Here is a 25,609-nt window from a genome sequence, read left to right as displayed (position 1 = left end):
CGTCCACGCCGCGCGCCAGCAGGGACGAACAGGAGCGAGCATGCGACAGGTGACGTTCACCCTCTCGGGCGACCGCGTGGGGGCGGTGGGCTTCGGGGCCATGGGCCTGAGCTGGGTCTACGACCGGTACGGGCTGACGGAGCGGCAGAAGCACGAGGTGCTCCGCCTCGCCGTGGACCTCGGGATGAACTTCGTGGACACGGCGGTGCTCTACGGCGGCGGGGCGAACGAGGAGCTCGTCGGCGCCGCCCTCGGCGAGCGCCGCGACGAGGTGTTCCTGTGCTCCAAGACCGGGCTGCACGCGCAGTCGCTGGAGCCGCCGCGGACGGAGCGGTGCGGCCGTCCGGAGGACGTGCGCCGGTCGGTCGACGACAGCCTGCGGCGGCTGCGCACCGACGTCGTCGACCTCTACTACCTCCACCGCGTGGACCCGGACGTCCCCCTGGAGGACACGTGGGGCGCCATGGCCGAGCTGGTGTCCGCGGGGAAGGTTCGGCACCTGGGCCTGTCCGAGGTGAGCACCGAGCAGGTGGAGCGCGCCCACGCGCTCCACCCCGTCGCCGCGGTCCAGTCCGAGTACTCGCTGTGGACGCGCAACCCCGACGGCTCGGGACCCACGGCCGACGGCGACCCCTCTGGCGACGTCATCGGCTGGTGCGCCGAGCACGGTGCGGTGTTCGTGCCCTTCTCGCCGGTGGGGCGCGGCTACCTCACGGGCGCGCTGGCCGGGCGCACCTTCTCGTCCTCCGACTTCCGGGCCCGCAACCCCCGGTTCGCCCCCGAGGCCATGGCCGCCAACGAGGAGCGGGTGCTCGGCCCGATCCGTGCGGTCGCCGACCGGCACGGGGCCTCCCTCGCGGCGGTCGCCATCGCCTGGACGACGGCGAAGGGCGAGCACGTCCTGCCCATCCCCGGCACCACCGACCCCGGGCACCTGCGGGAGGACGCCGCGGCCGCGCAGCTGCAGCTCACGGCCGCGGACCTCGCGCTGCTGGAGGCCGTCGACCCGGTCGGGGCCCGGTACTGACGCGGACAATGACTGAGGGCGCCCGTCCGGTGGACGGGCGCCCTCAGCGGGTCAGGGCATGGACTCAGCCCTTGTGGCCGTGGCCCTTCTTGTCGTCGTCGTTGTCCTGCTTGAAGTAGACGTCCACCTTGTACTCGTCCACCGTGTGCACCGTCTTGCCGGTCTTGTCGGTGTACTTGGCGTCGCGGTAGTACTTCTTCCAGTCGTCGTCGCCCTTGTGCTCGGCGATGGAGGCGGCCTTCTTGAGGCTGACGTCCTCGTACTCCTTCTTCTCCCACTTGCCGTGGTGGTTCTTGTACTTGATGACGACGTCGACCTGGTCGTTGTTGCGCTCGTCCTTGTGGCCGTGGTCGTGGCGCTTGTCCTCGTCCTGCTTGAAGTAGACGTCCACCTTGTACTTGTCCACCGTGTGCACCGTCTTGCCCGTCTTGTCGGTGTACTTGGCGTCGCGGTAGTACTTGTCCCACTTGCCGCCGGCCTTCTCCTTGGCGATGGAGGCGGCCTTCTTGAGGCTGACGTCCTCGTACTCCTTCTCCTGCCACTTGCCGTGACGGTCCTTGTACTTGACCTTGACGTCGACCTCGCCGTTGTTGCGCTCGTCCTTGCGGTCGTGGTCGCGGCCCTTGTCGTTGTGGCTGTAGCCGCCCTTGTCGTCGCCCTTGTCGTCCCCCGCGAACGCCGGGGCGGAGGCGCCGCCCGTCACGATCAGGCCCGCCAGCGCGGCGCCGGCCAGAGTCTTGTGCAGCTTTTCCATGGTGTTCCCCCTGTGTGTGTGACCTGGTTCCCATTGGTGAAGCAGGTGATCCCAGGCTAAGGACGGCACCGTCGTGGTCACAAGCAAATTTCGCAGAAGTTAAGAATTTTTTTGCAAATCCCGCCGATGACTATGAAAAGACATAAGAGGGTTGAAACGGGGCTCCGCTGCCCGAGTATTGGAAGGTTGCTCGTGCCCTGAGCGCGCGGGGCCGGCGTCCCCCAGGGCGTCCTGCGGCGGCGAGAGCGGGTGGCGCGGGAGCACTCCGGGCGTCGCCGTGCTGCACTCCTTGCTGCGTGACGCCGCAGGTGAGGGTGCTCTCGGGGCGGTGAGGGGGCTCTGGGGGTTCGTGGCCGTCGTCCGCACGGCGTCCCCGGGCCCGGCTCCCGGTGGCGGTCCGGCGGGACCCGCTCCGGCGCCGAGACGGACGGCGGCCGACGGCGCCTTGCGGCGCGGAGCCGGCGTCCCTGTAGGGATGCGGTTCTCCACCCCGGACATTCCGATGAAAAATCGGCTATTTGTCTTTCCAAATACATTTTTTTGCAAATTGATTCATCGACCGCCGCATTCACCGGTCCGCCCGGGCCGGCGGCGGCCCGGCGTCGTCGGCAGCGGCGCACGATGTGCCGGGCTGGTGCGCTCCGCCGCCGGCGGTGCCCACCACGGGCAGGGGTCAGGGGTGCGCCGCGGAGAAGCGGCGGGGCGTGCCGGCTGCCCGGCGTGCTCGCAGGGGGCGGATCCCGTCGGGGCCCGGATGCGAAAAAGCCCCTTCCGGCGTTCCGGCCGGAAGGGGCTTCCTCGTATGGTGCGCCCGAAGGGATTCGAACCCCCAACCTTCTGATCCGTAGTCAGATGCTCTATCCGTTGAGCTACAGGCGCATCGGCTTCCGGGCGTCTCCGCCGTTCAAGCCGGGTTCAACCTTACATGCGGGTCCCGGTTCTGCAAAATCTGCGCCCTCGTCCCGCCGTGGGACGGCGCGGCCGTAACGCTGCTGGGGCGGCCAGGGGCGGGGGGATAGGATGAGCGCACATCACAGTAGAGACCGGCCGCCCAGTTCCCCGTCGCTCCTGTGGGCCCGGGGCTCCCCGGGCCGGGTGTTCGACGACGAGCACCACCACGTGGGCCCGGGCGGTCGGCGGACGGCCTCAACGAGGAGACATGTCAATGGCTGACAACCCCACTGCAACGACGGAGACCACCGGGCTGAACGAGGCTGTGAAGAGCGCGCTGGAGACCGCGCCCACCACCCACGCGCACCTCCTCGAGTGGGTGCGGGAGACGGCGGAGCTGACCCAGCCGGACCGCATCCACTGGGTGGACGGCTCGGAGGAGGAGTGGGCGCAGCTCACCGGCGAGCTCGTGGACGCCGGCACCTTCGTCCGGCTCGACGAGGACAAGTTCCCCAACTCGTTCGCCGCGTTCTCCGACCCGGACGACGTCGCCCGCGTCGAGGAGCGCACCTTCATCTGCACCAAGACGGAGAAGGGCGCGGGCCCCACGAACAACTGGGAGGACCCGCAGGTGATGCGGGACGCGCTGACCAAGAGGTTCCGCGGCGCCATGCGCGGGCGCACCATGTACGTCATCCCCTTCGTCATGGGCCACCTCGAGGCGGCCCGGCCCAGCTACGGCGTGGAGATCACCGACTCGGCCTACGTGGTGTGCTCCATGCGGATCATGGCCACCATCGGCACCCCCGTGCTGGAGAAGATGACGCGCCAGAACGGGTTCTTCGTCGAGTGCCTGCACTCGCTCGGCGCCCCGCTGCAGCCGGGGGAGGAGGACGTGCCCTGGCCGTGCAACCCCGCCAAGTACATCGTCCACTTCCCCGAGGACCGGGCCATCTGGTCCTTCGGCTCCGGCTACGGCGGCAACGCCCTGCTGGGCAAGAAGTGCTACTCCCTGCGGATCGCCTCGGCCATCGCCCACGACGAGGGCTGGCTGGCCGAGCACATGCTCATCCTCAAGGTCACCAACCCCGAGGGCAGCAGCCGGTTCATCGCCGGGGCCTTCCCCTCGGCCTGCGGCAAGACCAACTTCGCCATGCTCGAGCCCACGCTCGAGGGCTGGAAGGCCGAGATGGTCGGCGACGACATCGCGTGGATCCGCTTCGGCAAGGACGGCCAGGCCCGCGTGGTCAACCCCGAGGCGGGGCTGTTCGGCGTGGCCCCCGGCACGGGGTGGCCCACCAACCCCAACGCCATGCGCGCCATCGCCAAGGGCAACACGATCTTCACCAACGTGGCGCTCACCGACGACGGCGGCGTGTGGTGGGAGGGCATGACCGAGGAGACCCCCGCGCACCTGACAGACTGGAAGGGCCGCGACTGGACCCCGGAGTCCGGCCGCCCCGCCGCGCACCCCAACTCGCGCTTCTGCACCCCGATCAAGCAGGTGGACATCCTCGCCCCGGAGTACGACGACCCCGAGGGCGTGCCGCTGTCGGCCATCGTCTTCGGCGGCCGCCGCAAGACGACCGTCCCGCTCGTGTCCCAGTCCTTCGGCTGGGAGCACGGCGTCTTCCAGGGCGCCACCCTGTCCTCCGAGACCACGGCGGCCGCCAAGGGTGCCGTCGGCGTCGTCCGCCGCGACCCCATGGCCATGCTCCCCTTCATCGGCTACAACGCCAACGACTACCTCGAGCACTGGATCGAGATCGGGGAGCGCATCGGCGAGGAGGACATGCCGAAGGTCTTCTACGTCAACTGGTTCCGCCGCACCCCGACCGGCGGCTTCGCCTGGCCGGGCTTCGGGGAGAACTCCCGCGTGGTCAAGTGGATCGTCGACCGCCTCGACGGCAAGGCCGGAGGTCAGGAGACCCCGATCGGCATCGTCCCCACCAAGGAGGACCTCGACCTCACGGGCCTGGAGATCACCGACGAGGAGATCCAGGCGGCGCTGAAGGTCGACCCGGAGGAGTGGCGGGCCGAGCTGCCCAGCATCGACGAGTGGTTCCACCGGCTCGGCCACGTGCCCGATCCCATCCTCGAGCAGCGCGCCGGGCTGGAGGAGCGCCTGCACCGGGCCTGACCCGTCCGCGCCGGCGGATCCGGCAGCACACCACGAGGGGCCTCCTGCACCGGGGGCCCCTCGTGGCGTGCGTGGGACCACGGGGAGGTCCGGGCCAGCGGCCGCGGGCGCACGGGGGCGGGTCCACCACCCCCGCCGGTCTGGACGCCTCCGCGGGCGCGCTCCTGCGCGAGCTCGAGGCGGGCTCCGCGATGGTCGAGTGCGCCAGGAGCCGCGGCAGGTGCTGGTGCTGCACACCGGCCGTTCCGCCGCCTCCTGGCCGCTGCGCGGGATGCCCGGGCAGCTCGTCGCCGAGCTGCCCGGGGCTCAGGCGCGCACCAGCTCCAGCACCCGGTCCCGGATCCGCGCCATGGTCTCGCGGTCCTTCGCCTCGACGTTGAGGCGCAGGAACGGCTCCGTGTTCGAGGGCCGGAGGTTGAACCACCAGCCCTCGGCCTCGCAGCTGAACGTGGTGCCGTCCATGGCGTCCACGGTCACGTCCGGCCCCGCGAGCGCCTCGGCGACGCGCCGCACGGCGGCGTCCTTGTCCTGGACCGTGGAGTTGATCTCCCCGGAGGCCGCGTAGGGGTCGTACTGGCGCATCAGCTCGCTCAGCGCCCGGTCCTGCTCGCCCAGGGCGGCCAGCACGTGCATCGCCGCGAGCATCCCGGTGTCCGCGTTGAAGAAGTCCTTGAAGTAGTAGTGCGCGGAGTGCTCCCCGCCGAACACCGCGGACTCCTGGGCCATGACGGCCTTGATGAAGGAGTGCCCCACCCGGGTCCGCACGGGGCGCCCGCCGCGGGCGGTGACCAGTTCGGGCACGGCCCGCGAGGTGATGAGGTTGTGGATGATCACCGGCGACTCGGTGCCCTCCGCGCGGGCCCGCTCGATCTCCCGCTCGGCGACCAGCGCCGTGACGGCCGACGGGGAGACGGCTCCGCCCTGCTCGTCCACCACGAAGCACCGGTCGGCGTCGCCGTCGAAGGCCAGGCCCAGGTCGGCCCCGTGCTCGCGCACGGCGCGCTGCAGGTCCACGAGGTTCGCCGGCTCCAGCGGGTTGGCGGGGTGGTTGGGGAACGTGCCGTCCAGCTCGAAGTACAGGGGCACGATCTCCAGGGGCAGGGACTCCAGCACGGCGCCGCCCAGGACCGCGGGGGTGGTCAGCCCGGCCATGCCGTTGCCGGCGTCGACCACGACCTTGAGCGGGCGGGTCCCGGAGAGGTCCACGAGGGAGCGCAGGTACGCGGAGTAGCCGGCCAGCACGTCACGCTCCGTCACACTGCCGGGGGACGCGGCGGCCGGGACCGTGCCCTCGTCGAGGTAGCGCTGGGCGAGGTCGCGGATCGCGTACAGCCCGGTCTCGGAGGAGACGGGCACGGCGCCGGCCTTCGCCATCTTCATCCCGTTGTACTCGGCCGGGTTGTGGCTCGCGGTGAACGTCACACCGGCGGCCTGCAGGGTGCCGCAGGCGAAGTACAGCTCGTCGGTGGAAATCAGCCCGATCTTCAGGACGTCGGCGCCCCGGCGGGTCGCGCCCTCGGCGAAGGCGTCCGCGAACTCCGGGGAGGACGGGCGCATGTCACCGCCCACCAGGACCGTCCGGCCCGCCAAATCCAGGACGTCCACGAAGGCGGCGCCGGTGGCCCGCACCGTCTCCGCCGTGATGGTCTCGCCCACGATGCCGCGGACGTCGTAGGCCTTGAACGAAGCTGAGAGATCGATAGTCACAAAGGGTGATCTTAGGCCACGGAGGTCCCGGGCCCGCCCCGTGAGCTGTGGTTGGATGACAGCCATGGGAGAGATACTGCGGATGCGCAACCCGATCCGCCACTACGCGTGGGGCTCGCGCGAGGTCCTGGCGCGCATCCAGGGCCGGCCGGCCCCCAGCCCGGAACCGGAGGCCGAGCTGTGGGCCGGGGCGCACCCCGGCGCGCCCTCCGCCGTGCTGGTGGACGGGCAGGAGCAGGCGCTGGACCGGCTGGTCGAGGAGGCCCCCGGCCGCTTCCTGCCGGGCGCCGGGCACGGCGGGCGCCTGCCGTTCCTGCTGAAGATCCTGGCGATCGACGCGCCGCTGTCCATCCAGGTCCACCCGTCGCCGGAGCAGGCGCAGGAGGGCTTCGAGCGCGAGGAGCGCGCCAGGGTCCCGCTCGACGCCCCCGAGCGCAACTACAAGGACCGCTCCGCCAAGCCCGAGACCGTCGTGGCGCTCACCGACGTGGAGCTGCTCACCGGCGTCCAGCCGGAGGACCGGCTGCGCGCGACCGCCGCGCGGCTGGGCCTCGGCTGGCTGCGGGACGCCCTCGCGGGGGAGGCCCCCGTCCTGCACGCGGTCCTGGGCCTCGACGACGCCGCCGCCCGCGCCGCCGTGGACGCGACCCTCGCCGCGGCCCGCGCCGCGGACCCGGCGGACCCCGTCGCAGAGCTGGTCCGGTACGTCGGCGAGCGCCACCCCGGGGACCGCGGGCTGCTCGTGGCCGTGTGCATGAACCACGTCCGCCTCACCCCGGGCCAGTCCCTGCACACCCCCGCCGGGCAGGTCCACGCCTACCTCTCCGGGACGGCGGTCGAGGTGATGTGCTCGTCGGACAACGTCCTGCGGGCCGGGCTGACCGGCAAGCACGTCGACGTGGCCGAGCTGCTGGCGGTGCTGGCGCCCGAGCAGGCGGACCCCGAGGTCGTCGAGCCCCCGGCCGCGGAGGACGGGCGCCGCGTCTACCCCCTGTGGGACGACCGGCTCGTCCTGATCGCCCACGAGCTCACCCCCGGCCGGCCGGTGCGGGACGAGCTGCGGGGGACCGCCGTGCTCCTGGACGTCGCCGGACGCGCCTTGGTCGGCGCCCCGGACGGCACCTGGGAGCTCTGCGGCGGGGAGTCCCTGCTCCACTGCGGGGCTCCGACGCCGGTGGAGCTGTCCGGGGACGCGACGCTGTTCACCGTCTCCTGCTGCTGAGCCGGCCGGGGCTCAGCCGAGCTGCTGGTCCGTGTCGTTGCCCATCGCCGGCGGGGCCGGCGCGGAGGAGGCCTCCATCTCCGGGCGGGGCCCGTAGTAGCGGGTGAGCCACCGGCACAGCCCGTCGAGGCCGGGGAAGAGGACCCGCTCGGTCATGTTCGCCTGGTCGAGGTGGTCGCGGATCCGCCACTTCAGCCCCGGGGGGATGATCACCTTCCGGCAGAGCTCGGGGTGCTCGCCCAGCCAGTCGTGGAGGGAGGCGCTCGCCCCGGACATCGCGGAGAACACCGCCGCCTGGTTCACGATGCGGTCGTCCAGGGACGGCGGCTCGAAGAACAGCGGCACGGGGCGCCCGTCGGTGTCCCGGTGCCGGTCGAAGTCCTCCAGCGTGTACGCCACCCGGGTGAGCATGTCGGTGGTGAACAGCCCGGCCTCGTGCGCGTCGATCACCCGGTGCAGCCCCGGGGGCAGCAGCTCGTGCACCGCCGCGTAGTCCACGCACCACACGGCGCCCGGCTCGTCGTAGCAGCGCGGGTCGGCGGTGGCGAAGTGCAGGGCGACGTAGGGGGAGTTCGACCAGTCCAGCAGCCGGGTCGGCAGGCCGTGGTGCTGGGCGACGCTGAGCCAGTTCCAGTCCGAGTTCCCGGGGGACGTGTCCCGGGCGGCGAACTTGCGGAAGTTGCGCAGGATGTGGGGCTCGATCCGCTCGCTCGAGGCGCCCCGGAGGCGGTACAGGCTGGTGTGCAGGTCGTGGTCGGCGAGGGCGTGCCCCCGGTAGGCCACGTTGACCCGGAATCTTCCGCCGGACGGCTGCCAGTCGTTGTGCGTCAGGGCCGCGATCAGCCCGTACAGGTCGTCCTCGTCGATCTCGATGACCGGGTCCATGGGGTCTGGTCTCCGCCTTCTGCCGTGTGCGCCCCACGCTAGTGCCCGGTCCCGCCCGGGGAAAGCCCGGGCCCGGGGCGGGTCAGCGGCCGAGCCGGCCGGAGCGCCGAAGGGGCGGGTCCCCGTAGCCGTGGTCGACGGCGTAGGTGGTGAAGGCCTCCTCCGGGGTCTCGCCCGAGCTGTGGAACTCCTCCTGCAGCAGCCGGGCGAAGTCGTGCGCGGCGAGGGAGAGCACCGCCCCGGCGAGCCGGATCTCCGGGCTCGCGGAGTCCTGCGCCCGCGCCGCGATCTCCAGGGCGTAGGGCAGGGACACGGCGAGCGAGGCGTCCTCCCGGACCTCGCGGAAGTAGTAGGTCTCCGCGTTCTGCACGAGCGTCACGTGCGCCCGGGTGAGGTCCTCCGCGAGCTGGTCCAGCACCCGGGTGGCGCTGGCGGGCCCGAGTCCGGCGACGTGGTGGGCGTAGCCGACCTCCCGCAGCGCCCTCAGCCGGGCGGCCAGCGCTCGCCGCTCCGCCAGCGCCGGGTAGATCTGGCTGAACCAGGACAGCGCCGCGGTCACCAGGGCGAAGCCGACGAGCGCCTCCACCGGGGCCACGAAGCGCAGCCAGGGGCCCGCCGGGACGACGTCCCCGAAGCCCAGCGTGCCCAGGGTGACGAGGGAGACGTAGAAGGCCTCGGCGAAGTTGTTGTAGCGGGCGGCGTCCAGGCCCTCGGAGTAGAGGTAGTTCTCGGGCACGTGGGGGTAGAACACGAGGGCCCAACCCAGGGCCTGGACGAGGACCCACAGCACGATCACGATCACGATCCCCACCGGACCGGCGAACGAGCCGAGGCGGTGGTGCATGCGCCGGGAGAGCCTCCAGACGAGCTGCAGCACCCAGTGGCTGAGCGTGCCGCGGCCGCTGGGGTACAGGAGGTTGTGGAACACGTCGTTGAGCCCGAACAGCACCAGGCCCACGCCCAGCGCGGTGTACAGCACGTCCATCCCGGTCTCCCGTCGCGGCGCGGCCGGGCCCGGGGCGGGCGCTCCGCCCCGGGCCCGTCGATCGCCCCAGGATACTCGGCCCGCCCGTCCGACATCCCTTCGCTAGTGCCGGCTGGATCAGGTTCGACGGCTGTGACCTCAGCCCCGGTGGGGCAGCCCGTGTCGTGCTGACCGGCCCAGACCTCTGCGGCGCCGCCGCCCGGGCCTCAGTCGGCGAAGACGTCCTGCAGCTTGCCCTCCCCGGTCCACAGGGCCACGGAGTCCCCGCCGTTGTTGAGCACGGCCCCGGTCCGGCCGTTGTAGTAGGCGTCCTCGGTGTTCTCGCCGGGGCCGGTGTGCACGCGCAGCTGCGCGCCGGGGACCAGCGCGTAGCCCTCGCCGACGGTGAGGACGTTGTTGGCGGCGTCGCGCAGCAGCCAGCCGCTGACGTCCACGGTGGTCGTGCCGGTGTTGGTGAGCACCACGTGCTCCCCGGTCCCGTGCTGGACGTCGTCGCCGGGCACGTCGTTGACCGAGCCGGCGATCTCCACGCCCCGGTCCGCGGGGAAGGGGTCCCGCCCGTCGAGGTACCGGTCGGTCTGGATCGGGAAGTCGCCGGTGACCATGTCGACCCCGAGGTCGAGCACGTGCTGGACGGCCTCGGGGGAGTTCACGGTGTACACGCCCAGGTCCAGGCCGGCGGCGTCGACGCGTGCGACGTCGTCGGCGTCGAGGGTGCGGTAGTTGGTGCCCACCGAGTCCACGACCCCGCTCCACCGCTGGAGGGTGGCGGCGTCCGGCACGGTGCCGACGAGCTGCTGCAGCGGGACCTCCGGGGCGATCCCGGCGAAGGTCCGGTTGGAGGTCTCGTCGAAGCCGATGACGGTGACCTTCCCCGCCTCCAGCAGCTTCGCCCACGCCTTGTCCCCGGCCAAGGCGTCGGCGACGACCTGCTCGATGCCGGGGGAGTTCTTCGGGGACTTGATCTCGATGTAGACGCCGGTGCTGACGGTGGCGATCCTCGCGGCGTCGGCCAGGTGCGGGATCCGCTCCCCGGCGTACCGGCCGGCGAAGTAGGAGCCGGCGTCGAGCTGCTGCAGCTCGGCCCAGGTGAAGGAGGTGACGGGGTCGTTCTCCCGGCCCGGGAAGACGTCCTCGACGTTCGTGGTCCGGGCGGGGGTGTCGTCGTGGAAGAGGAACGGCACGCCGTCGGCGCTGAGCTGGACGTCGATCTCGAGGTAGTCGACGCCGGCGGCGCGGGCGTCCTTGAACGCGGCCACGGTGTTCTCGGGGGCGGTGCCGGCGGCGCCGCGGTGGCCGATCACGAGGGGCTGCCCGGCGTCGTGCACGGCGGCCGCCGGGGCCGCGGTGGCGGGCAGCGCCGCGCCGAGCAGGGCGGCGGCGGAAAGGGCGCCGGCGGCGGCGCCGCGCAGCGTGCGGGGGGTGGGGCGGGCGGTCATGGCGGGTCCTTCGGGTCGGGGAGGGGGCTCCCCCAGGAAAGGCGGGCCGGGCGACGCCGGGGTCAACGCCGGGTGAAGCGGGGGTGATGTTCTGGGGACGCCGGCCGCTCGGTAGCGTGGGCCCATGGACTCCGACACCCTCGTCAACTCCCTGCTCGTGCTGGCTTTCGTGGTGGTCGGGGGTGTGTTCGCCGGCACGGAGATGGCGATCGTGAGCCTGCGGGAGAGCCAGATCAAGCGGATCGAGCGCTCCGGCCGGAAGGGTACCCGGACCGCGGCACTGGTGCGGGACCCGAACCTGTTCCTCTCCGCGGTGCAGATCGGGGTGACCGTGGCCGGGTTCTTCTCCTCCGCCTACGGCGCCTCCACGATCGCCCCCGACCTCGCCCCGCTGCTGGCCCGCGCCGGGCTGCCGGCGCCGGCGGCGCAGACCGCGGCGCTGATCGCGATGACCCTGGTCATCGCCTACCTCTCCCTGGTGTTCGGGGAGCTGGTGCCCAAGCGCCTGGCCATGCAGCGGGCCGTGGGGTTCACGAAGGTCCTGGCCCCGCCGCTGAGCGTCTTCGCCGCGCTCATGCGCCCGGTGATCTGGCTGCTGTCGGCCTCCACCAACACGGTGGTGCGCCTGCTGGGGGCGGACCCGCACGCGGTCACCGAGGAGGTCACCGCCGAGGAGATCCGGGAGATGGTGGTGGACACCCGCGGGATCGGGCCCGTCTCCCGCTCGATCCTCACCGACGTCTTCGCCGCCGGGGACCGCCGGCTGGCCGAGGTGATGCGCCCGCGCCCCGATGTGGAGTTCCTCGACGGGTCCCTGTCGATCAACCAGGCCTACCGGCAGGCGCTGTCGCTGCCGCACTCCCGCTACCCCGTCACCGGCCACGACATCGACGACGTGCTGGGCTTCGTGCACATCCGCGACCTGGTGGCCGCCGACGCCGACGGGGACGGGATCATCGAGGCCCCCCGCGCACCCTGGCCGAGATCATGCGCCCGATCCCGTACCTGCCCGAGACCAACTCCGTGCTGCGCACCCTGCAGTCCATGCGCCAGGGCGGCCACCACATCGGGCTGGTGGTGGACGAGTACGGCGGGACCGCCGGCATCGTGACCCTGGAGGACCTGGTCGAGGAGCTCGTGGGGGAGATCTACGACGAGTTCGACACCGGAGCCCGCGAGCACGAGGACACCGTGCTGCGCTCCGGCGAGGCCGTGCTCGTGGACGGCGGGCTCATCATCCAGGAGGTCCCGGCCGAGACCGGGCTCCTCATCCCGGAGGGCCCCTACGAGACCGTGGGCGGGTTCCTGATGGAGCGGCTGGGGCGGGTCGCGCGCACCGGCGACACGGTGGAGGTCGACGGCTACCGGCTGGAAGTGCTCGCCACCGACCGCCACCGGGTCGAACGCGTCCGCATCACCCGCCTACCCGAGGCCTCCGGGTCCTGAACGCCCTTCCCCTCCCCGGCGCGGGCGTGGAGATGCGGGGCCCGGGGCAGGACAATGGGCGGTGACCGGCCGCGACGCGGGCAGCGGGCGGCGGGCGGGCGACGAGAGGACGGCGCGGCCATGGACGAGGAGATCCGGCTCGGCGGGGCCGAGCACCCGCACGTGCAGATCCCCCGGCTCGGGGAGCTCGATGCGATCTGGGCCCGGCGCGTCGTCGTGGCCGCCGTCCTGAGCCTGGTCCTCGGGCTCGTCGCCGGGATCGCGGCGGTGTGGCTGCTGGGGGAGGACGGGCCGCTGAGCCCGGCCCAGTGGGGGACGGCGGCCGGCGGGGCCGCCCTGGTCGTCAGCGGCCTGGTGCTCTCGCTGACCCGGGCGGACGACGCCCCGCGCAACGACCTGATGGACGCCCGCGCCCGGGCGGCCAAGGGCCTGCGCACGTCGGTGCGCCGGGGGGCGGTCCCGCAGGACCCGGCGCTGCGGGAGATGCAGGACTACATGGCGGTGGAGATGGTCCAGTACGCGTGGCCGATCCTGCTGGCGGTGCCCGGCATGGCGCTCATGGTGTGGGCGATCTTCGTCCCGGCGCCCGTCGTGGTGGCGACGCTGCTGTTCGTGGCGGTGTGGGCCGTGGTCCGGGTCAACGGGACCGTGGTGGGCCGGCGGTACTACCGGCTGCGGGACCTGCTCTGAGGCGGACCGGTCCGAGCAGGCCGGGGCCTCAGGCCCGCGGCGGCAGGCGCACGAGCTCGACGTCGGTGAGCCGCCCGCCCTCGGCGACGGCCGTGACGTAGGTGCAGAAGGGCTGGCGCCGCCGGTCCGTGGGGGAGCCGGGGTTGAGCAGGCGCAGCCCGTTCGCGGTCGTGGTGTCCCACGGGATGTGGCTGTGGCCGAAGACCAGGACGTCGAGGTCCGGGAAGGCGCGGTCCATCCGGGCCTCCCGCCCGGGCGCGCCGCCCGTCTCGTGGACCATGCCCAGGCGCACGCCCCCGATGGTCTCCCGGGCGATCTCGGGCAGACGGGCCCGCAGCGCGGGCCCGTCGTTGTTGCCCCACACGCCGACGAGCCGTGCCGCCCGCTCCTGGAGCCGGTCCAGGGTCGCGACGTCGACCCAGTCGCCCGCGTGGAGCACCACGTCGGCGTCGTCGACCGCGCGCCAGACCTGCTCCGGCAGGTCCCGGGCGCGCTTGGGGACGTGCGTGTCGGCGAGCAGGAGCAGACGGGTCATGGGCCCCAGCTTCGCACGAGCGCCGGCCGGGCGTCCCGGCGCAGCCGGTCCAGCACCCGCGCGCCGAGCCAGGCGGCGCCGAAGAGGACGATCACGGCCAGGCCGAGGAAGTTCAGGTCCACGGCGGCGACGGCGGCCAGCGCCCCGCCGGCCGGCCGCAGCAGCTCGGCCAGCACCGAGAGCAGGCCGGTGCCGCCGATGACGAAGGCGAGCACGACCGAGACGGTGGTGACCGTGAGGTTGTAGTTGAGCCGGCGGCGGGCGTCGGCCGAGCTCCAGCCGTAGACGCGGTTCATGAGGATGCCGTCGGTGCTGTCGAACACCGTCATGCCCGCGGTGAAGAGCACCGGGAGCACCAGCACGGCGTACCAGGGCAGCTCGGGGGCGAGCCCGCCGGCCATGACGAACAGCCCGATCGAGGCGGCGGTGTCCAGGCCGAGACCGAAGAGGAAGCCCACCGGGTACATCTTCGCCGGCCGGTCCACGACGCGGGTCAGGGGGTGCAGCACGCGGTGCAGGACCCCGCGCCGGTCGAGGTGCGCGTCGAGCTCCGCAGCGCTCAGGACGCCGGCACGGGCGGCCCCGCGGGCGCGGCGCAGCCGCAGCAGCACGGCGAGGTTCAGGGCCCCGGCCGCCAGGAGGAACAGCCCGGACACGGTGCCGCCCCAGATCCCGGCGGCCCGGCGCAGCCCGGAGCCCTCGTCGGCGAGCCCGCCCGCGAAGGCCTCCAGGCCCAGGGCCAGGAGCAGCACCGAGAGCAGCACCACGGAGGAGTGGCCGAGGGCGAACCAGAAGCCGGTGGCCGCGGACGCCCGGCCGCGGGCCATGAGCGCCCGGGTGGCGTTGTCGATCGCGGCGATGTGGTCGGCGTCGAAGGCGTGCCGGACGCCCAGGGCGTAGGCGCTCAGGGCGAGGCCCACGAACAGCCCGGTGCCGCCCGCGGCGGTCTCCGCGCCGAGGACCAGGCCGAGCAGCGCGCCCCATCCCACGACGTGCAGCGCCACGACGGTCGCACCGATCGTCGTGGCGCTGCGCCGTGCGGCGGGTGAGGGGGGAACGGGGCGGGATGTGCTCACGGGTGGCCTTCCGGTGCGGTGGGCGGTCGTCGTCAGAGGGGTCGTCGTCAGGGCGTCGGCGCGAGGCGTGCCGCGCGGGGTTCCCACGCTATCGGCGGAGGGTTACGGGCATGTTCCGGGGCCCGGGCGGCCACGGCGCGGCGGGCACCCCCTGGGCGTTCCCGGCCGGGCCTCGACCCCGATTGCCAGCATGGTTACCATTTCGGTACGAGCCCATCCCTGCCGAGGAGGACGACATGGTGAGCAGAGCCGCGCTGATCGGGGCGGGGTCCGTGGCCGCCGCGGTGCTCGCCCGGAAGGCCCTGGCGGTGGCGCGCACCGGGCGCACCACGGGCGACGACGAGGAGCGCTGGCAGGTGGTCACGGTGAACCGGCCGCCGGAGGAGGTGGCCCCGGGCGGGCGGTGTCCGCAGCCGCTGGCGGAGCTCGGCGGCAGCGTCGAGATCCGCACCGCGCCCGCCCCGGGCGGGCGCGGGACCGAGCTGGCCGTCCGGGCGCTGCAGACGGGAGCGGTCCGCAAGCGCCCGCGCCCCGAGCAGATCCGCCGGGCCGTGCGCGACGCCAAGGAGCTGCTGGAGGTCGGGGAGATCCTGCGCAACGAGCCGCGCCCGCACGGCAAGCGCTCCGCCTCCCCGGCGGGGTGGCTGGTGGACCGGGCGGAGAAGCACGCGCGAGGAGGAGGAAACCTGTGAAGGCCCTGACCTGGCAAGGCATCAACGACCTGGCCGTGGAGGACGTGGACGACCCGCAGATCCTCAACAGCCACGACGTCGTCGTCAAGGTGGTGCAGACGGTCACCTGCGGCTCCGACCTGCACCTGATCGGCGGCTACATCCCCACGATGCGCAGCGGCGACGTCCTGGGCCACGAGTTCGTGGGGGAGGTCGTCGAGATCGGGTCCTCCGTGCGCAGGCACCGGGTGGGCGACCGCGTCGTCGTGTGCTCCTTCGTCTCCTGCGGCCAGTGCTGGTACTGCCGGCAGGAGCTGTACTCGCTGTGCGACAACGGCAACCCCAACGACGCGCTGCCCGAGTCCCTGTGGGGCTACGCGCCCGGCGGCTGCCTGGGCTACTCCCACGCCATGGGCGGGTGGGCCGGCAGCCACGCCGAGTACATCCGGGTGCCCTACGCCGACGTCGGGGCGTTCCGGATCCCCGACGGGCTCGGCTACGAGCGCGCGCTGTTCGCCTCCGACGCCGTGCCCACCGGATGGATGGGCGCGGACCTGGGCGGGGTGCAGGCCGGGGACGTCGTCGCCGTCTGGGGCGCGGGCGCCGTGGGGCAGATGGCGGCCCGGGCGGCGCTGCTGCTCGGGGCGGAGCGGGTGGTCGTCGTCGACCGCTACGCCTACCGCCTGGAGCAGGTCCGCACCCACATCGGGGCGGAGACCCTGGACTACACCGAGACCTCCGTGCTCGGCGAGCTCAAGGAGCTGACCGGCGGGCGCGGGCCGGACGTGTGCATCGAGGCCGTCGGCATGGAGGCGCACAGCACCCGCCCCGACTACCTCTACGACCAGGCCAAGCAGCAGGTGCGCCTGCAGACGGAGCGGCCCACCGCGCTGCGGGAGGCGATCCTGGCGTGCCGCAAGGGCGGGAGCGTCTTCGTCCTGGGCGTCTTCGCGGGACTCGCGGACAAGATCCCGCTCGGCGCCCTGATCAACAACGGCCTCACGGTGCGCGGCGCGCAGCAGCACGGGCAGCGCTACATCCCCATGCTGCTGGAGCGCATGGCCGCCGGGGAACTGACCACCGAGCACCTGGCCACCCACGTGATGCCCCTGGCGGAAGGCCCGAGGGGCTACGAGATGTTCAAGCACAAGACCGACGACTGCGTCCGGGCCGTGTTCGAGCCCTGAGGGGCCGGCGCCTGGACCACGGACCGAGAAACCGAGAAGGAGAACCGCATGACCACCGACATCACGGGCAAGAGGATCGCGTTCATCGCCACCGACGGCGTCGAGGAGCCCGAGCTCACCGAGCCCTGGAAGGCCGTGCAGGAGGCTGGCGGCACCCCCGTGCTGCTGTCCCCCGAGCCGGGGACCATCACCGCGATGCAGGGCGACTGGGAGCACGCCGGGACCTACGAGGTCGACACCACCGTGGCCGAGGCGACGGCCGAGGACTTCGACGCCCTCATCCTGCCGGGCGGGACGCTCAACGCCGACAGCATGCGGGTCGACGAGGACGCGGTGCGCCTGGTCAAGGAGTTCGACGCCGCCGGCAAGCCGATCGCCGCCATCTGCCACGCCCCCTGGATCCTCATCGAGGCGGGGCTGGCCCGGGGCAGGCGCCTCACGTCCTACCACTCCCTGTCCTCGGACCTCGTCAACGCCGGGGCCGAGTGGGCCGACGAGGAGGTGGTGGTCGACGGCAGGCTCGTCACCTCCCGCAACCCGGGCGACCTCGAGGCGTTCAACCGGGAGACGCTGAAGACGATCGCCGGCTGAGCTCCTGCTCGCTGCCGGCGAGGGGTCGTCGCCCGCCCGTGTCCTCCGGGGACACCGGCGGGCGACGACCCCTCGTCCGTGCGGCGCGGCTCAGGCCTCGACCGGGCTGGTGGCGCGATCCGCGGCGGCTTCCCCGGCCCGCTCCGCGGCCCGGGTGCGCAGCTCGCCGCGCACGGTCCGGACGACCAGCGCGGCCCAGGCGGCGAAGAGGGCTCCGAGCAGGACGGTCCCGGCGGCCGGGCCCAGCAGGGCCTGGGCGGTGTCGGTGTTCACCAGGGTGCGGGTGTTGGTCCAGATGATCAGCCCGCCGGCGGCCACCGCCAGCACCCGGGGGTCCAGGTGGCGCACCAGGTAGGCGGCGATGGGGGCGGCGACGACCCCGCCGAGCAGCAGGGCGAGGACCCAGGCGAAGTCGATGCCCGCGGCGCCCAGGCCGGTGAGGAACCCGGCGGAGGCGCCGAGGGCGACCACGAACTCGGAGGTGTCGATGGAGCCGATGACCTTGCGCGGGGCGATCTTGCCCGAGGCCAGCAGGGTGGGGGTGCCCACGGGGCCCCATCCGCCGCCGCCGACGGCGTCCAGTGCTCCGGCCGCCGCGGCCAGGGGCACGAGCAGGCGCTTGGGCAGCCGGCCCTGGAAGCTCGGGCGGGTGGTGGGCATGCGCAGGAAGCGGATCAGCACGTAGATCCCGAGGCCCAGCAGGATGGTCGAGACGACGGGCTTGGCGGCGTCGCCGTCCAGGCCCACCAGGAAGTGCGCGCCGAAGAACGCCGCGATCCCGCCGGGGGCGGCCATGATGGCCACCACGCGCCAGTCGACGTTGCCGAACCTCCAGTGCGCGGCCCCGGAGGCGATGGTGGTGCCGACCTCGGCGAGGTGGACCACCGCCGAGGCCGAGGCCGGGGCGATGCCGGCCAGCAGCAGCAGGGAGGTGGAGGTCACCCCGTAGGCCATGCCCAGGGAGCCGTCGACGAGCTGGGCGAAGAAGCCGATCACGGCGAGAACGACGAGAGAGCGCACGGGGAACCTTCCGTTGACGGGCCTGCGGCGCCCGGCGGGGCCGGACCAGCTCAGGCTAGGGAGGGCAGGTGCTCCCGCCAACGTCTGCGACGGAAGGCGTCCCCGGATGAATTCCCGTGACGTCCCTCTTGCGTTCTTCCGTCATCTGCCGCGCGCCCCGCGTCATCTGCCGCGCGGCCTTCGTCGTCCTCCGTGCGCCGCGGCCACGGCACGGTGAGCGGGAAGCCGGCCGCCTGTAACAAAACTGCCAGCCCTCGCGCGGCTTCCGTGCTTGTCAGCGCCCGTGCGACGCTGAGACACGTCGCCGGGGCAGAGAGGGAGTTGCCGTGCTGGATCCACGAAGCGTCACCGCCGAGAGGCCCGTGGGGGAGACCCCGTCCACCGCCGGACCCGGCGCGCCGGGCCGGCGGCCTCCCGCGCTGCCCGCCTCCCTGATCGCCCTGGGCGCGGCGCTCGTGCTCGTCGCCGTGGTGCTCGGCGAGGCGTGGTCGGGAGTCGCCGTGGACGCCGGCTTCGCCCTGCTCACCGTCGGAGCCGTGGTCCTGCTCCTCGAGTCCGGCCGGTCGGCCCGGCGCGCCCGCCGCCCCGGACGCCCCGCCGAGGGCGCGCACCAGGAGCCCTCCGGGCGCCCCGCGGCCGCCGGCGCCCAGCACGGCCTCGCCGGGGTGCACGAGGAGCTCGACGTCGTCGACGTGCTCCGGGGCGTGGCCCCGGGGCAGGAGCTGTGGTGGATGGAGACCTTCCCGCTGACGCTGGCCGGGGACCTCGACGCCATCCACAAGGCGCTGCGCACCGGGGTGCGGGTCCGGCTGCTGCTGCTGGACCCGAAGTCCCCGGCGCTCGCGGCCCGGCTCCGGGACATCCGCCACCGCTACGGCCTCTCGCCCATGGACCTGCGGCGCGGCTTCGACACGCTGAGCCACCAGCTGAAGGTGCTCGGCGGGACCGACCCGGCCGTGGCCGAGCACCTGGAGGTCCGGGTCTACGACGGCCTGCCGGGGGCGCCGCTGTTCCTCGTCCTCGACGGTGCCGCGCCGGGCGGTGCGCAGGACGGCGAGCCCGCACGGCAGGTCGTCCGGGCCTTCAGCAGCTACTACCTGCTCGACGCGAGCCAGGACATGCCGTACCTGGAGTGGCGCGACGGGCCCTTCGCGGACCGGCTGCGCGCCTACGTCGAGCACAAGTGGGACGAGGGCCGCGTGGTCTTCCCCGTCGAGACCGGGGAGCGCTCCTCCTCCGCCTTCCGCGCCGGGAACCTCCCGGCGAAGCACCGGGCCGGGAGCTCCGCCCCGACCGACCGCTGACGGGCCGCCCGCCCGGGCGCCGTCGGGCACGGCCACCCGGGCGGGTCGTCGCCCGCCCCGTGCAGTAGCGTTCCCGTCATGACCGTCGACGACGGGGTCAGCGGCGGGGCGGGTCCCGAGCGGCCCGGACGTGCTCCCAACATGCGGGACGTGGCCCGCGCGGCCGGGGTCTCGCACCAGACCGTCTCCCGGGTGGTCAACGGGCACCCGAACCTGCGCGAGTCCACCCGCCGGAGGGTGCTGGACGCGATGGAGCAGCTGCGCTTCCGGCCCAACCGCGCCGCCCGGGCCCTCGTGACCAGCGAGTCCCGCATCATCGGCGCGCTGCTGTCCAACGGCGCCGAGTACGGGCCGTCCGCCACTCTGCAGGCCGTCGAGGCCGCTGCCGACGCCGCCGGCTACGCCGTCGACATCGTGCACATCGACCCCGCCGGTCCCGCCACCATCGAGGCCGCCGTGGACCGGCTGGCCGACCACGCCGTCGACGGCCTGGTGGTGCTGGCGCCCCAGGTCCGCTCGCTCGAGGTGATCGAGCGGCTGCCGATCCGGATCCCCTTCGTCACGGTGCACTCGACCGGCGGCCGGGACCACCGGATGTCGGTCGACCAGCTCGCCGGTGCCCGGCTCGCCACCCGGCACCTGCTGGAGCTGGGGCACCGGCGCGTCGTCCACGTGGCCGGCGCCGAGGGGTGGGTGGAGACGTCCGCCCGCCGGCAGGGCTTCGCCGAGGAGATGGCGGCGGCGGGGCTCCCCGCCCCCGTGGTGCGCGCCGCCGACTGGACCGCCGAGTCCGGCTACCGGGTGGGCCTCGAGCTGGTGGCGCACCGCGACTTCAGCGCCCTCTTCTGCGCCAACGACCACATCGCGCTCGGGCTGGTCCACGCCCTGCACGAGGCCGGCCTGCGCGTCCCGGAGGACGTCAGCGTCGTGGGCTTCGACGACGTCCCCGAGGCGGCCCACTTCCTGCCGCCGCTCACGACGGTCCGCCAGGACTTCCCGGAGCTGGGGCGCCGGTGCATCGCGGCCCTGCTCGCGGAGCTGCGCGGGCAGCCCGTTCCGGCGGCCGGGGACGTCACACCCGGGCTCATGCTGCGCCGTTCGACGGCGCCCCCGGGTGCCGTTCCCGGTGGCTGAGCGGAAGTGGATGACGTTATAAATTCGTTATAAAACCTTGTTGATCCGTACCGGTTACTCCGGGGTATGGTGACGCAGATAACAGATGTGATCGTTCACATAGCGGATCGGGCGGTGCAGCGCCGTGGTCCCCACTTCCCGTCACCACGACAACGAGGTCATCGCATGAGCCCGTCCCGGCCGGATCGGAGGTGCCTCACCGGCGCGGGCCGCGGCGCCGGGGCCCGCCACGCCGCCCTGACGGCTCGTGCGCATCCCTGACCTCGCCACCACGGACTCCCGGGCTCTCCCGGACCGACGAAAGGCACGACCATGATGAAGAACCGTATCCTCCTCGGCGTGACCGCGAGCACGCTCGCCCTCGGCCTCGCGGCCTGCGGCGGCAGCCGGGGCGGCGGGGGCGAGGGCGGTGGCGAGGACGCGGCCGCCAACGAGGGCGCCCGGATCGGGGTGGCGATGCCCACCCAGCAGTCCGAGCGCTGGATCGCCGACGGCGAGAACGTCAAGGCGAAGCTGGAGGAGCTCGGCTACGAGGTGGACCTGCAGTACGCCAACGACGACATCCCCACCCAGGTCTCCCAGATCGAGAACATGATCAACGGCGGGGCCAAGGCCCTGGTGGTCGCCTCCATCGACGGCACGACGCTCACCAGCGTCCTCGACACCGCGGAGTCCCAGGACATCCCGGTGATCGCCTACGACCGGCTGATCAACGAGTCGGAGACCGTCGACTACTACACGACGTTCGACAACCACCAGGTCGGTGTGCAGCAGGCCACGTCCCTGCTCACCGGGCTCGGCGTGCTCGACGAGAACGGCGAGGAGACCGGGGAGAAGGGACCGTTCAACGTGGAGCTGTTCGCGGGCAGCCCCGACGACAACAACGCCACCTTCTTCTGGAACGGCGCGATGGAGACCCTCCAGCCCTACCTGGACAGCGGCGTGCTGGAGGTCCCCAGCGGCCAGACGGAGTTCGAGCAGGCCGCCATCCTCCGGTGGCTGCCCGACACCGCCCAGGACCGCATGGAGGACCTGCTCACCGTGGGCGGCGGCGCCAAGCTCGACGGCGTGCTCTCCCCCTACGACGGGCTGTCGATCGGCATCATCTCCGCCCTGCGCTCGGGCGGGTACTCCGCGGACGAGCTGCCGGTGATCACCGGGCAGGACGCGGAGGTGGGCTCGGTGAAGTCCATCGTGGCCGACGAGCAGTACTCCACGATCTTCAAGGACGTGCGCGAGCTCGGCGAGCGCGCGGTCACCATGGTCGACTCCCTGATGAAGGGGGAGGAGCCCGAGGTCAACGACGAGAAGACCTACGACAACGGTGTGAAGGTCGTGCCCGCCTACCTGCTCGAGTCGCAGATCGTCACCAAGGACAACTACCAGGAGGTCCTCGTGGACAGCGGCTACTACGAGGAGTCCGACCTCAAGTGAGCGCCGCCGGCCGGGCGGACTCCTCCGCCCGGCCGGCGCGCCTGCCCCACCACCCCACCAGGTCCCACCAGACAAGGAGATCCGCATGGGCGAGCCCCTGCTGCAGATGCGCGGGATCACCAAGACCTTCCCCGGCGTCAAGGCGCTGGAGGACGTCAACCTCGTCGTCGCCCGCGGAGAGGTCCACGCGATCTGCGGCGAGAACGGCGCCGGGAAGTCCACCCTCATGAAGGTCCTGTCCGGGGTGTACCCGCACGGGACCTACGACGGGGACATCGTCCTGGAGGGCGGGACCGTCTCCTTCCGGGACATCAAGGACAGCGAGCGCAACGGCGTCGTCATCATCCACCAGGAGCTGGCCCTGTCCCCCTACCTCTCCGTCGCCGAGAACATCTTCCTCGGCAACGAACGGGCGCGGGCGGGCTTCGTCGACTGGAACGAGACCAACGTGCGGGCGGCCGAGCTGCTGCGCCGCGTGGGCCTCGACCTCAACCCCGTCACCCCGGCCGGGGAGATCGGGGTGGGCAAGCAGCAGCTCGTGGAGATCGCGAAGGCCCTGTCCAAGGACGTGAAGCTGCTGATCCTCGACGAGCCCACGGCCGCGCTCAACGACGAGGACTCCGAGCACCTGCTGGGCCTGGTCCGCGGCATGCGCGCGGACGGGATCACCTGCATCATCATCAGCCACAAGCTCAACGAGATCCGGGCCATCGCCGACTCCGTGACGATCCTGCGGGACGGGCGGACCATCGAGACGCTCAGCCTCCACGACGGGTCGGTCACCGAGGACCGGATCATCAAGGGCATGGTGGGCCGCGAGCTCACCCACCGCTACCCGCAGCGCACCCCCGCGGTCGGTGAGGAGATCCTGCGGATCGAGGACTGGACGGTGCACCACCCCCAGGACCACGCGCGGCGGGTCGTGGACGGGGCGAGCCTGTCCGTGCGCGCCGGCGAGATCGTCGGGATCGCCGGCCTCATGGGCGCGGGCCGCACGGAGCTCGCCATGAGCGTCTTCGGGCGCAGCTACGGGTCGGGGATCAGCGGCCGGCTGTACAAGAACGGCCAGGAGGTCACCGTGCGCACCGTCCGGGACGCCATCCGCCACGGCATCGCCTACGCCACCGAGGACCGCAAGCGCTACGGGCTGAACCTCATCGACGACATCAAGCGCAACATCTCCGGGGCCGCCCTGGGCAAGCTCGCGAGGGCCGGCTGGGTGGACGGCGGCAGGGAGACGCTCGTGGCCCAGGAGTACCGGGCGAGCATGAACATCAAGGCGCCCTCGGTGGCGGCCGTCACGGGCAAGCTCTCCGGCGGCAATCAGCAGAAGGTCGTGCTCTCCAAGTGGATGTTCGCGGATCCCGACGTGCTGATCCTCGACGAGCCCACGCGCGGCATCGACGTCGGCGCGAAGTACGAGATCTACCAGATCATCAACACCCTGGCCGCCCAGGGCAAGGCCGTGCTGGTGATCTCCTCCGAGCTGCCCGAGCTCCTCGGCATCTGCGACCGCATCTACACCCTCGCCGAGGGCAGGATCACCGCCGAGGTGCCCATCGCCGAGGCCACCCCAGAACTGCTCATGCAGCACATGACCAAGGAAAAGGACTGATCCCATGGCTTCCACCCTCGTCGACGAGCACCGGCTGGTCGCCCCCGACGGACGCCCGCCGCGCTCCACCCTCTCCGACGCCGGCCGGTTCCTGGCCGGGCGGCTGCGGCAGATCGGCATCTTCCTCGCCCTGCTGGTGATCGTGACGCTGTTCCAGGTCCTGACCGGCGGCGCCCTGCTCCAGCCGGACAACGTCTCGAACATCGTGGTGCAGAACAGCTACATCCTGCTCCTGGCCATCGGCATGGTGATGATCATCGTCGCGGGCCACATCGACCTGTCGGTGGGGTCCGTGGCGGCCTTCGTGGGGGCCATGTCCGGGATCATGATCCGGGACTGGAGCCTGCCGTGGTGGGTCGCCCTGGTCGCGTCCCTCGCCGTGGGCGCGCTCGTCGGGGCCTGGCAGGGCTTCTGGGTGGCCTACGTGGGCATCCCCGCCTTCATCGTGACCCTGGCCGGCATGCTCGTCTTCCGCGGGCTCACGCAGATCGTGCTCGAGAACCAGCGCATCACCGGCTTCCCGCAGGAGTACCGCCAGCTCGGCGGCGGGTTCCTGTTCCCGGGCCTGTTCCCGCCCGAGACCAGCGTCCTCGACTGGACGACCGTGGGCCTGGGCGTGCTGGCCACGGTGCTGCTCGTGGGCAGCCAGGTGCGCGGGCGCCGGACGCGGGCGCGCCTGGGGCTCGACGACGAGCCGCGCGCGTGGTTCGTCACGAAGCTCGTCTTCGCGGCCGTCGTCGTGCTGGGCCTGACCTACCTCCTGGCGAGCTCGCGCAGCGGCACGCCGATCGTGCTCGTCGTGCTCGGCGTGCTCGTCGTGGCGTACAGCACGGTCATGAAGCGCAGCGTCTTCGGCCGCCACGTCTACGCGCGCGGCGGGAACCTGCAGGCCGCGCAGCTGTCCGGCGTGGACACCAAGCGGGTCGACTTCCTGCTCTTCGTCAACATGGGCGTGCTGGCGGCGCTGGCCGGGCTCATCTTCACGGGGCGGCTGAACTCGGCCGGCCCCGGGGCCGGCAACCTCTTCGAGCTCGACGCGATCGCCGCCGCGTTCATCGGCGGTGCCGCCGTCACCGGCGGAGTGGGCACGATCGTCGGGGCCATCACCGGCGGGCTGATCATGGGCGTGCTCAACAACGGCATGTCCCTGATGGGCGTCGGCATCGACTACCAGCAGTTCATCAAGGGCATGGTGCTGCTCCTGGCGGTCGGCTTCGACGTGCTCAACAAGCGCCGCGCCACGAACGCGCTCAAGTGAGCCGGGGCCGTGCGCCCGAGCCGTGGGCGGGGGGATTGGCGGCGGGACCGGAACTCTGGTGAGGTGAGGGCATGGACGTTTCGGACTTCAAGACCCTGTTCGGCGACAGCATCCGGGCCTGGCTCGACTGGGACGCGCTCCACGAGGAGAACGCCCGCGTCGAGGACCGGGTGCTCTCCGCGCGCGAGGACATCGGGGACCTCTACACGGTCTGGCACGTGGACCCCGACGGCAACCCGGGCGAGTGGTCGCACCCCCAGCACCGGCCGCTGACGGTCGCCGACGCGGCCTCCCGGTCGTGGCCCGAGGGGCGGCAGGAGAAGATCGGACGCTTCCGGGAGGACTTCTCCGGCAAGCACGAGCCCGTGGTGCTCACCGTGCCCGCCTACCGGGCGGACGACGTGCTCGTCGTGCTGGACTCCTCCCACCGCGTGGTGGGGGGCTACCTCTCGGAGGCCGAGCTGCGGGTGCTGCTGGTCGTCCTGGCCGGGCCGGCGTCCTCCCTGGTCCTCCCGGGCCTCGCCCAGGTGGAGAACCATCTGGCGGACCGGATCTGACGTCCCCGGAGCGCACCGGCCCCGCGGGCGCCCCTGTGTTC

23 protein-coding genes and 1 tRNA gene are annotated in these 25,609 nt (G+C 72.6%); 15 read left to right on the top strand and 9 right to left on the bottom strand.

The genetic code is table 11. The annotated features are described in order from the left end of the window. Positions 1-40 precede the first annotated feature (40 nt). On the top strand, positions 41-1,027 hold the full coding sequence (locus ACYSMR_RS06970) for an aldo/keto reductase (RefSeq protein WP_461747766.1): 987 nt from the start codon (positions 41-43) through the stop codon (positions 1,025-1,027). A 64-nt stretch (positions 1,028-1,091) separates the two neighbouring features. Here the strand turns inward: ACYSMR_RS06970 and ACYSMR_RS06965 are convergent, their stop codons facing one another. Further along, positions 1,092-1,781: a hypothetical protein gene (locus ACYSMR_RS06965; RefSeq protein ID WP_309125804.1), complete on the bottom strand. Its 690-nt coding sequence runs from the start codon at positions 1,779-1,781 to the stop codon at positions 1,092-1,094. An 803-nt stretch (positions 1,782-2,584) separates the two neighbouring features. Then, positions 2,585-2,660 (bottom strand) — tRNA-Arg (locus ACYSMR_RS06960). Positions 2,661-2,946: 286 nt separating this feature from the next. On the opposite strand from ACYSMR_RS06960, the gene ACYSMR_RS06955 reads away from it, so the two are divergent. Further along, positions 2,947-4,812: a phosphoenolpyruvate carboxykinase (GTP) gene (locus ACYSMR_RS06955; protein WP_251331729.1), complete on the top strand. Its 1,866-nt coding sequence runs from the start codon at positions 2,947-2,949 to the stop codon at positions 4,810-4,812. Between the two features lie 306 nt (positions 4,813-5,118). Here ACYSMR_RS06955 and ACYSMR_RS06950 read toward each other — a convergent pair whose 3' ends face one another. Beyond that, on the bottom strand, positions 5,119-6,519 hold the full coding sequence (locus ACYSMR_RS06950; protein ID WP_251331728.1) for a phosphomannomutase/phosphoglucomutase: 1,401 nt from the start codon (positions 6,517-6,519) through the stop codon (positions 5,119-5,121). A 64-nt stretch (positions 6,520-6,583) separates the two neighbouring features. Between ACYSMR_RS06950 and manA the strand changes: the two genes are divergently transcribed. After that, positions 6,584-7,741 carry a mannose-6-phosphate isomerase, class I gene (gene manA / locus ACYSMR_RS06945; RefSeq protein ID WP_461747765.1) on the top strand — a complete coding sequence of 386 codons (1,158 nt, stop codon included), beginning with the start codon at positions 6,584-6,586 and terminating at the stop codon, positions 7,739-7,741. Positions 7,742-7,753: 12 nt separating this feature from the next. Here the strand turns inward: manA and ACYSMR_RS06940 are convergent, their stop codons facing one another. The 3 genes from ACYSMR_RS06940 to ACYSMR_RS06930 form a co-directional block, all read right to left on the bottom strand. Beyond that, a complete protein-coding gene (locus ACYSMR_RS06940; protein WP_251331726.1) occupies positions 7,754-8,626 on the bottom strand; it encodes an FRG domain-containing protein in 873 nt (290 codons plus the stop codon). 82 nt (positions 8,627-8,708) lie between these two features. Further along, a complete protein-coding gene (locus ACYSMR_RS06935) occupies positions 8,709-9,611 on the bottom strand; it encodes a potassium channel family protein (RefSeq protein ID WP_461747764.1) in 903 nt (300 codons plus the stop codon). Positions 9,612-9,817: 206 nt separating this feature from the next. Then, positions 9,818-11,050 (bottom strand): glycerophosphodiester phosphodiesterase family protein, encoded by a 1,233-nt coding sequence (locus ACYSMR_RS06930; protein ID WP_461747763.1) that lies wholly within the window; start codon positions 11,048-11,050, stop codon positions 9,818-9,820. A gap of 124 nt (positions 11,051-11,174) precedes the next feature. Between ACYSMR_RS06930 and ACYSMR_RS06925 the strand changes: the two genes are divergently transcribed. From ACYSMR_RS06925 to ACYSMR_RS06915, 3 genes are all read left to right on the top strand, one after another. After that, on the top strand, positions 11,175-12,161 hold the full coding sequence (locus tag ACYSMR_RS06925; RefSeq protein ID WP_461747762.1) for a hemolysin family protein: 987 nt from the start codon (positions 11,175-11,177) through the stop codon (positions 12,159-12,161). Beyond that, the gene (locus tag ACYSMR_RS06920; protein ID WP_461747761.1) at positions 12,074-12,496 is read left to right on the top strand and encodes a transporter associated domain-containing protein; all 423 of its coding nucleotides are present in this window, start codon (positions 12,074-12,076) and stop codon (positions 12,494-12,496) included. Before ACYSMR_RS06925 ends, ACYSMR_RS06920 begins: the two co-directional genes overlap by 88 nt. Before the next feature lie 120 nt (positions 12,497-12,616). After that, the gene (locus ACYSMR_RS06915) at positions 12,617-13,186 is read left to right on the top strand and encodes a hypothetical protein (protein ID WP_251331722.1); all 570 of its coding nucleotides are present in this window, start codon (positions 12,617-12,619) and stop codon (positions 13,184-13,186) included. Between the two features lie 28 nt (positions 13,187-13,214). Here the strand turns inward: ACYSMR_RS06915 and ACYSMR_RS06910 are convergent, their stop codons facing one another. Continuing rightward, on the bottom strand, positions 13,215-13,721 hold the full coding sequence (locus ACYSMR_RS06910) for a metallophosphoesterase family protein (RefSeq protein WP_461747760.1): 507 nt from the start codon (positions 13,719-13,721) through the stop codon (positions 13,215-13,217). Continuing rightward, complete coding sequence (locus tag ACYSMR_RS06905) at positions 13,718-14,797, bottom strand: HoxN/HupN/NixA family nickel/cobalt transporter (RefSeq protein WP_461747759.1); 1,080 nt, start codon at positions 14,795-14,797, stop codon at positions 13,718-13,720. Before ACYSMR_RS06905 ends, ACYSMR_RS06910 begins: the two co-directional genes overlap by 4 nt. A 236-nt stretch (positions 14,798-15,033) precedes the next feature. On the opposite strand from ACYSMR_RS06905, the gene ACYSMR_RS06900 reads away from it, so the two are divergent. From ACYSMR_RS06900 to ACYSMR_RS06890, 3 genes are read left to right on the top strand one after another with little or no spacing between them, the layout of a single operon-like run. Then, positions 15,034-15,489, top strand: coding sequence for a hypothetical protein (locus ACYSMR_RS06900; protein WP_251331719.1), 456 nt, complete (start codon positions 15,034-15,036; stop codon positions 15,487-15,489). Beyond that, positions 15,486-16,655, top strand: a complete 1,170-nt coding sequence (locus ACYSMR_RS06895) for a zinc-dependent alcohol dehydrogenase (RefSeq protein ID WP_251331718.1) — start codon at positions 15,486-15,488, stop codon at positions 16,653-16,655. Before ACYSMR_RS06900 ends, ACYSMR_RS06895 begins: the two co-directional genes overlap by 4 nt. A gap of 48 nt (positions 16,656-16,703) precedes the next feature. Then, positions 16,704-17,246 (top strand): type 1 glutamine amidotransferase domain-containing protein, encoded by a 543-nt coding sequence (locus ACYSMR_RS06890; RefSeq protein WP_251331717.1) that lies wholly within the window; start codon positions 16,704-16,706, stop codon positions 17,244-17,246. Between the two features lie 90 nt (positions 17,247-17,336). Here the strand turns inward: ACYSMR_RS06890 and ACYSMR_RS06885 are convergent, their stop codons facing one another. After that, the gene (locus ACYSMR_RS06885; RefSeq protein ID WP_461747758.1) at positions 17,337-18,266 is read right to left on the bottom strand and encodes a sulfite exporter TauE/SafE family protein; all 930 of its coding nucleotides are present in this window, start codon (positions 18,264-18,266) and stop codon (positions 17,337-17,339) included. A gap of 326 nt (positions 18,267-18,592) precedes the next feature. Here ACYSMR_RS06885 and ACYSMR_RS06880 point away from each other — a divergent pair, with 326 nt between their 5' ends. The 6 genes from ACYSMR_RS06880 to ACYSMR_RS06855 all read left to right on the top strand — a co-directional run bounded on the left by ACYSMR_RS06880 (position 18,593) and on the right by ACYSMR_RS06855 (position 25,568). Continuing rightward, positions 18,593-19,570: a hypothetical protein gene (locus ACYSMR_RS06880; RefSeq protein ID WP_461747757.1), complete on the top strand. Its 978-nt coding sequence runs from the start codon at positions 18,593-18,595 to the stop codon at positions 19,568-19,570. Between the two features lie 78 nt (positions 19,571-19,648). Beyond that, positions 19,649-20,704, top strand: a complete 1,056-nt coding sequence (locus tag ACYSMR_RS06875; protein ID WP_461747756.1) for a LacI family DNA-binding transcriptional regulator — start codon at positions 19,649-19,651, stop codon at positions 20,702-20,704. A 315-nt stretch (positions 20,705-21,019) separates the two neighbouring features. Then, positions 21,020-22,138 carry a multiple monosaccharide ABC transporter substrate-binding protein gene (gene chvE, locus ACYSMR_RS06870; RefSeq protein ID WP_374238450.1) on the top strand — a complete coding sequence of 373 codons (1,119 nt, stop codon included), beginning with the start codon at positions 21,020-21,022 and terminating at the stop codon, positions 22,136-22,138. Between the two features lie 85 nt (positions 22,139-22,223). After that, a complete protein-coding gene (gene mmsA, locus ACYSMR_RS06865; protein WP_461747755.1) occupies positions 22,224-23,753 on the top strand; it encodes a multiple monosaccharide ABC transporter ATP-binding protein in 1,530 nt (509 codons plus the stop codon). Positions 23,754-23,757: 4 nt separating this feature from the next. Further along, positions 23,758-25,011, top strand: a complete 1,254-nt coding sequence (gene mmsB / locus ACYSMR_RS06860) for a multiple monosaccharide ABC transporter permease (RefSeq protein WP_461747754.1) — start codon at positions 23,758-23,760, stop codon at positions 25,009-25,011. A gap of 71 nt (positions 25,012-25,082) precedes the next feature. After that, positions 25,083-25,568 (top strand): hypothetical protein, encoded by a 486-nt coding sequence (locus ACYSMR_RS06855; protein ID WP_461747753.1) that lies wholly within the window; start codon positions 25,083-25,085, stop codon positions 25,566-25,568. Positions 25,569-25,609: the final 41 nt, after the last annotated feature.

This window comes from Kocuria sp. U4B (genome assembly GCF_054875615.1).
This window is presented reverse-complemented; position numbering and strand designations above follow the sequence as displayed.

Coding starts and splice junctions, on each gene's coding strand:
- ACYSMR_RS06930 (WP_461747763.1), bottom strand. CDS start 11,050: ATGACCGCCCGCCCCACCCCCCGCACGCTGCGCGGCGCCGCCGCCGGC.
- ACYSMR_RS06935 (WP_461747764.1), bottom strand. CDS start 9,611: ATGGACGTGCTGTACACCGCGCTGGGCGTGGGCCTGGTGCTGTTCGGG.
- chvE (WP_374238450.1), top strand. CDS start 21,020: ATGAAGAACCGTATCCTCCTCGGCGTGACCGCGAGCACGCTCGCCCTC.
- ACYSMR_RS06970 (WP_461747766.1), top strand. CDS start 41: ATGCGACAGGTGACGTTCACCCTCTCGGGCGACCGCGTGGGGGCGGTG.
- ACYSMR_RS06910 (WP_461747760.1), bottom strand. CDS start 13,721: ATGACCCGTCTGCTCCTGCTCGCCGACACGCACGTCCCCAAGCGCGCC.
- ACYSMR_RS06925 (WP_461747762.1), top strand. CDS start 11,175: ATGGACTCCGACACCCTCGTCAACTCCCTGCTCGTGCTGGCTTTCGTG.
- ACYSMR_RS06940 (WP_251331726.1), bottom strand. CDS start 8,626: ATGGACCCGGTCATCGAGATCGACGAGGACGACCTGTACGGGCTGATC.
- ACYSMR_RS06855 (WP_461747753.1), top strand. CDS start 25,083: ATGGACGTTTCGGACTTCAAGACCCTGTTCGGCGACAGCATCCGGGCC.
- ACYSMR_RS06915 (WP_251331722.1), top strand. CDS start 12,617: ATGGACGAGGAGATCCGGCTCGGCGGGGCCGAGCACCCGCACGTGCAG.
- manA (WP_461747765.1), top strand. CDS start 6,584: ATGGGAGAGATACTGCGGATGCGCAACCCGATCCGCCACTACGCGTGG.
- ACYSMR_RS06890 (WP_251331717.1), top strand. CDS start 16,704: ATGACCACCGACATCACGGGCAAGAGGATCGCGTTCATCGCCACCGAC.
- ACYSMR_RS06965 (WP_309125804.1), bottom strand. CDS start 1,781: ATGGAAAAGCTGCACAAGACTCTGGCCGGCGCCGCGCTGGCGGGCCTG.
- mmsB (WP_461747754.1), top strand. CDS start 23,758: ATGGCTTCCACCCTCGTCGACGAGCACCGGCTGGTCGCCCCCGACGGA.
- ACYSMR_RS06900 (WP_251331719.1), top strand. CDS start 15,034: ATGGTGAGCAGAGCCGCGCTGATCGGGGCGGGGTCCGTGGCCGCCGCG.
- mmsA (WP_461747755.1), top strand. CDS start 22,224: ATGGGCGAGCCCCTGCTGCAGATGCGCGGGATCACCAAGACCTTCCCC.
- ACYSMR_RS06955 (WP_251331729.1), top strand. CDS start 2,947: ATGGCTGACAACCCCACTGCAACGACGGAGACCACCGGGCTGAACGAG.
- ACYSMR_RS06875 (WP_461747756.1), top strand. CDS start 19,649: ATGACCGTCGACGACGGGGTCAGCGGCGGGGCGGGTCCCGAGCGGCCC.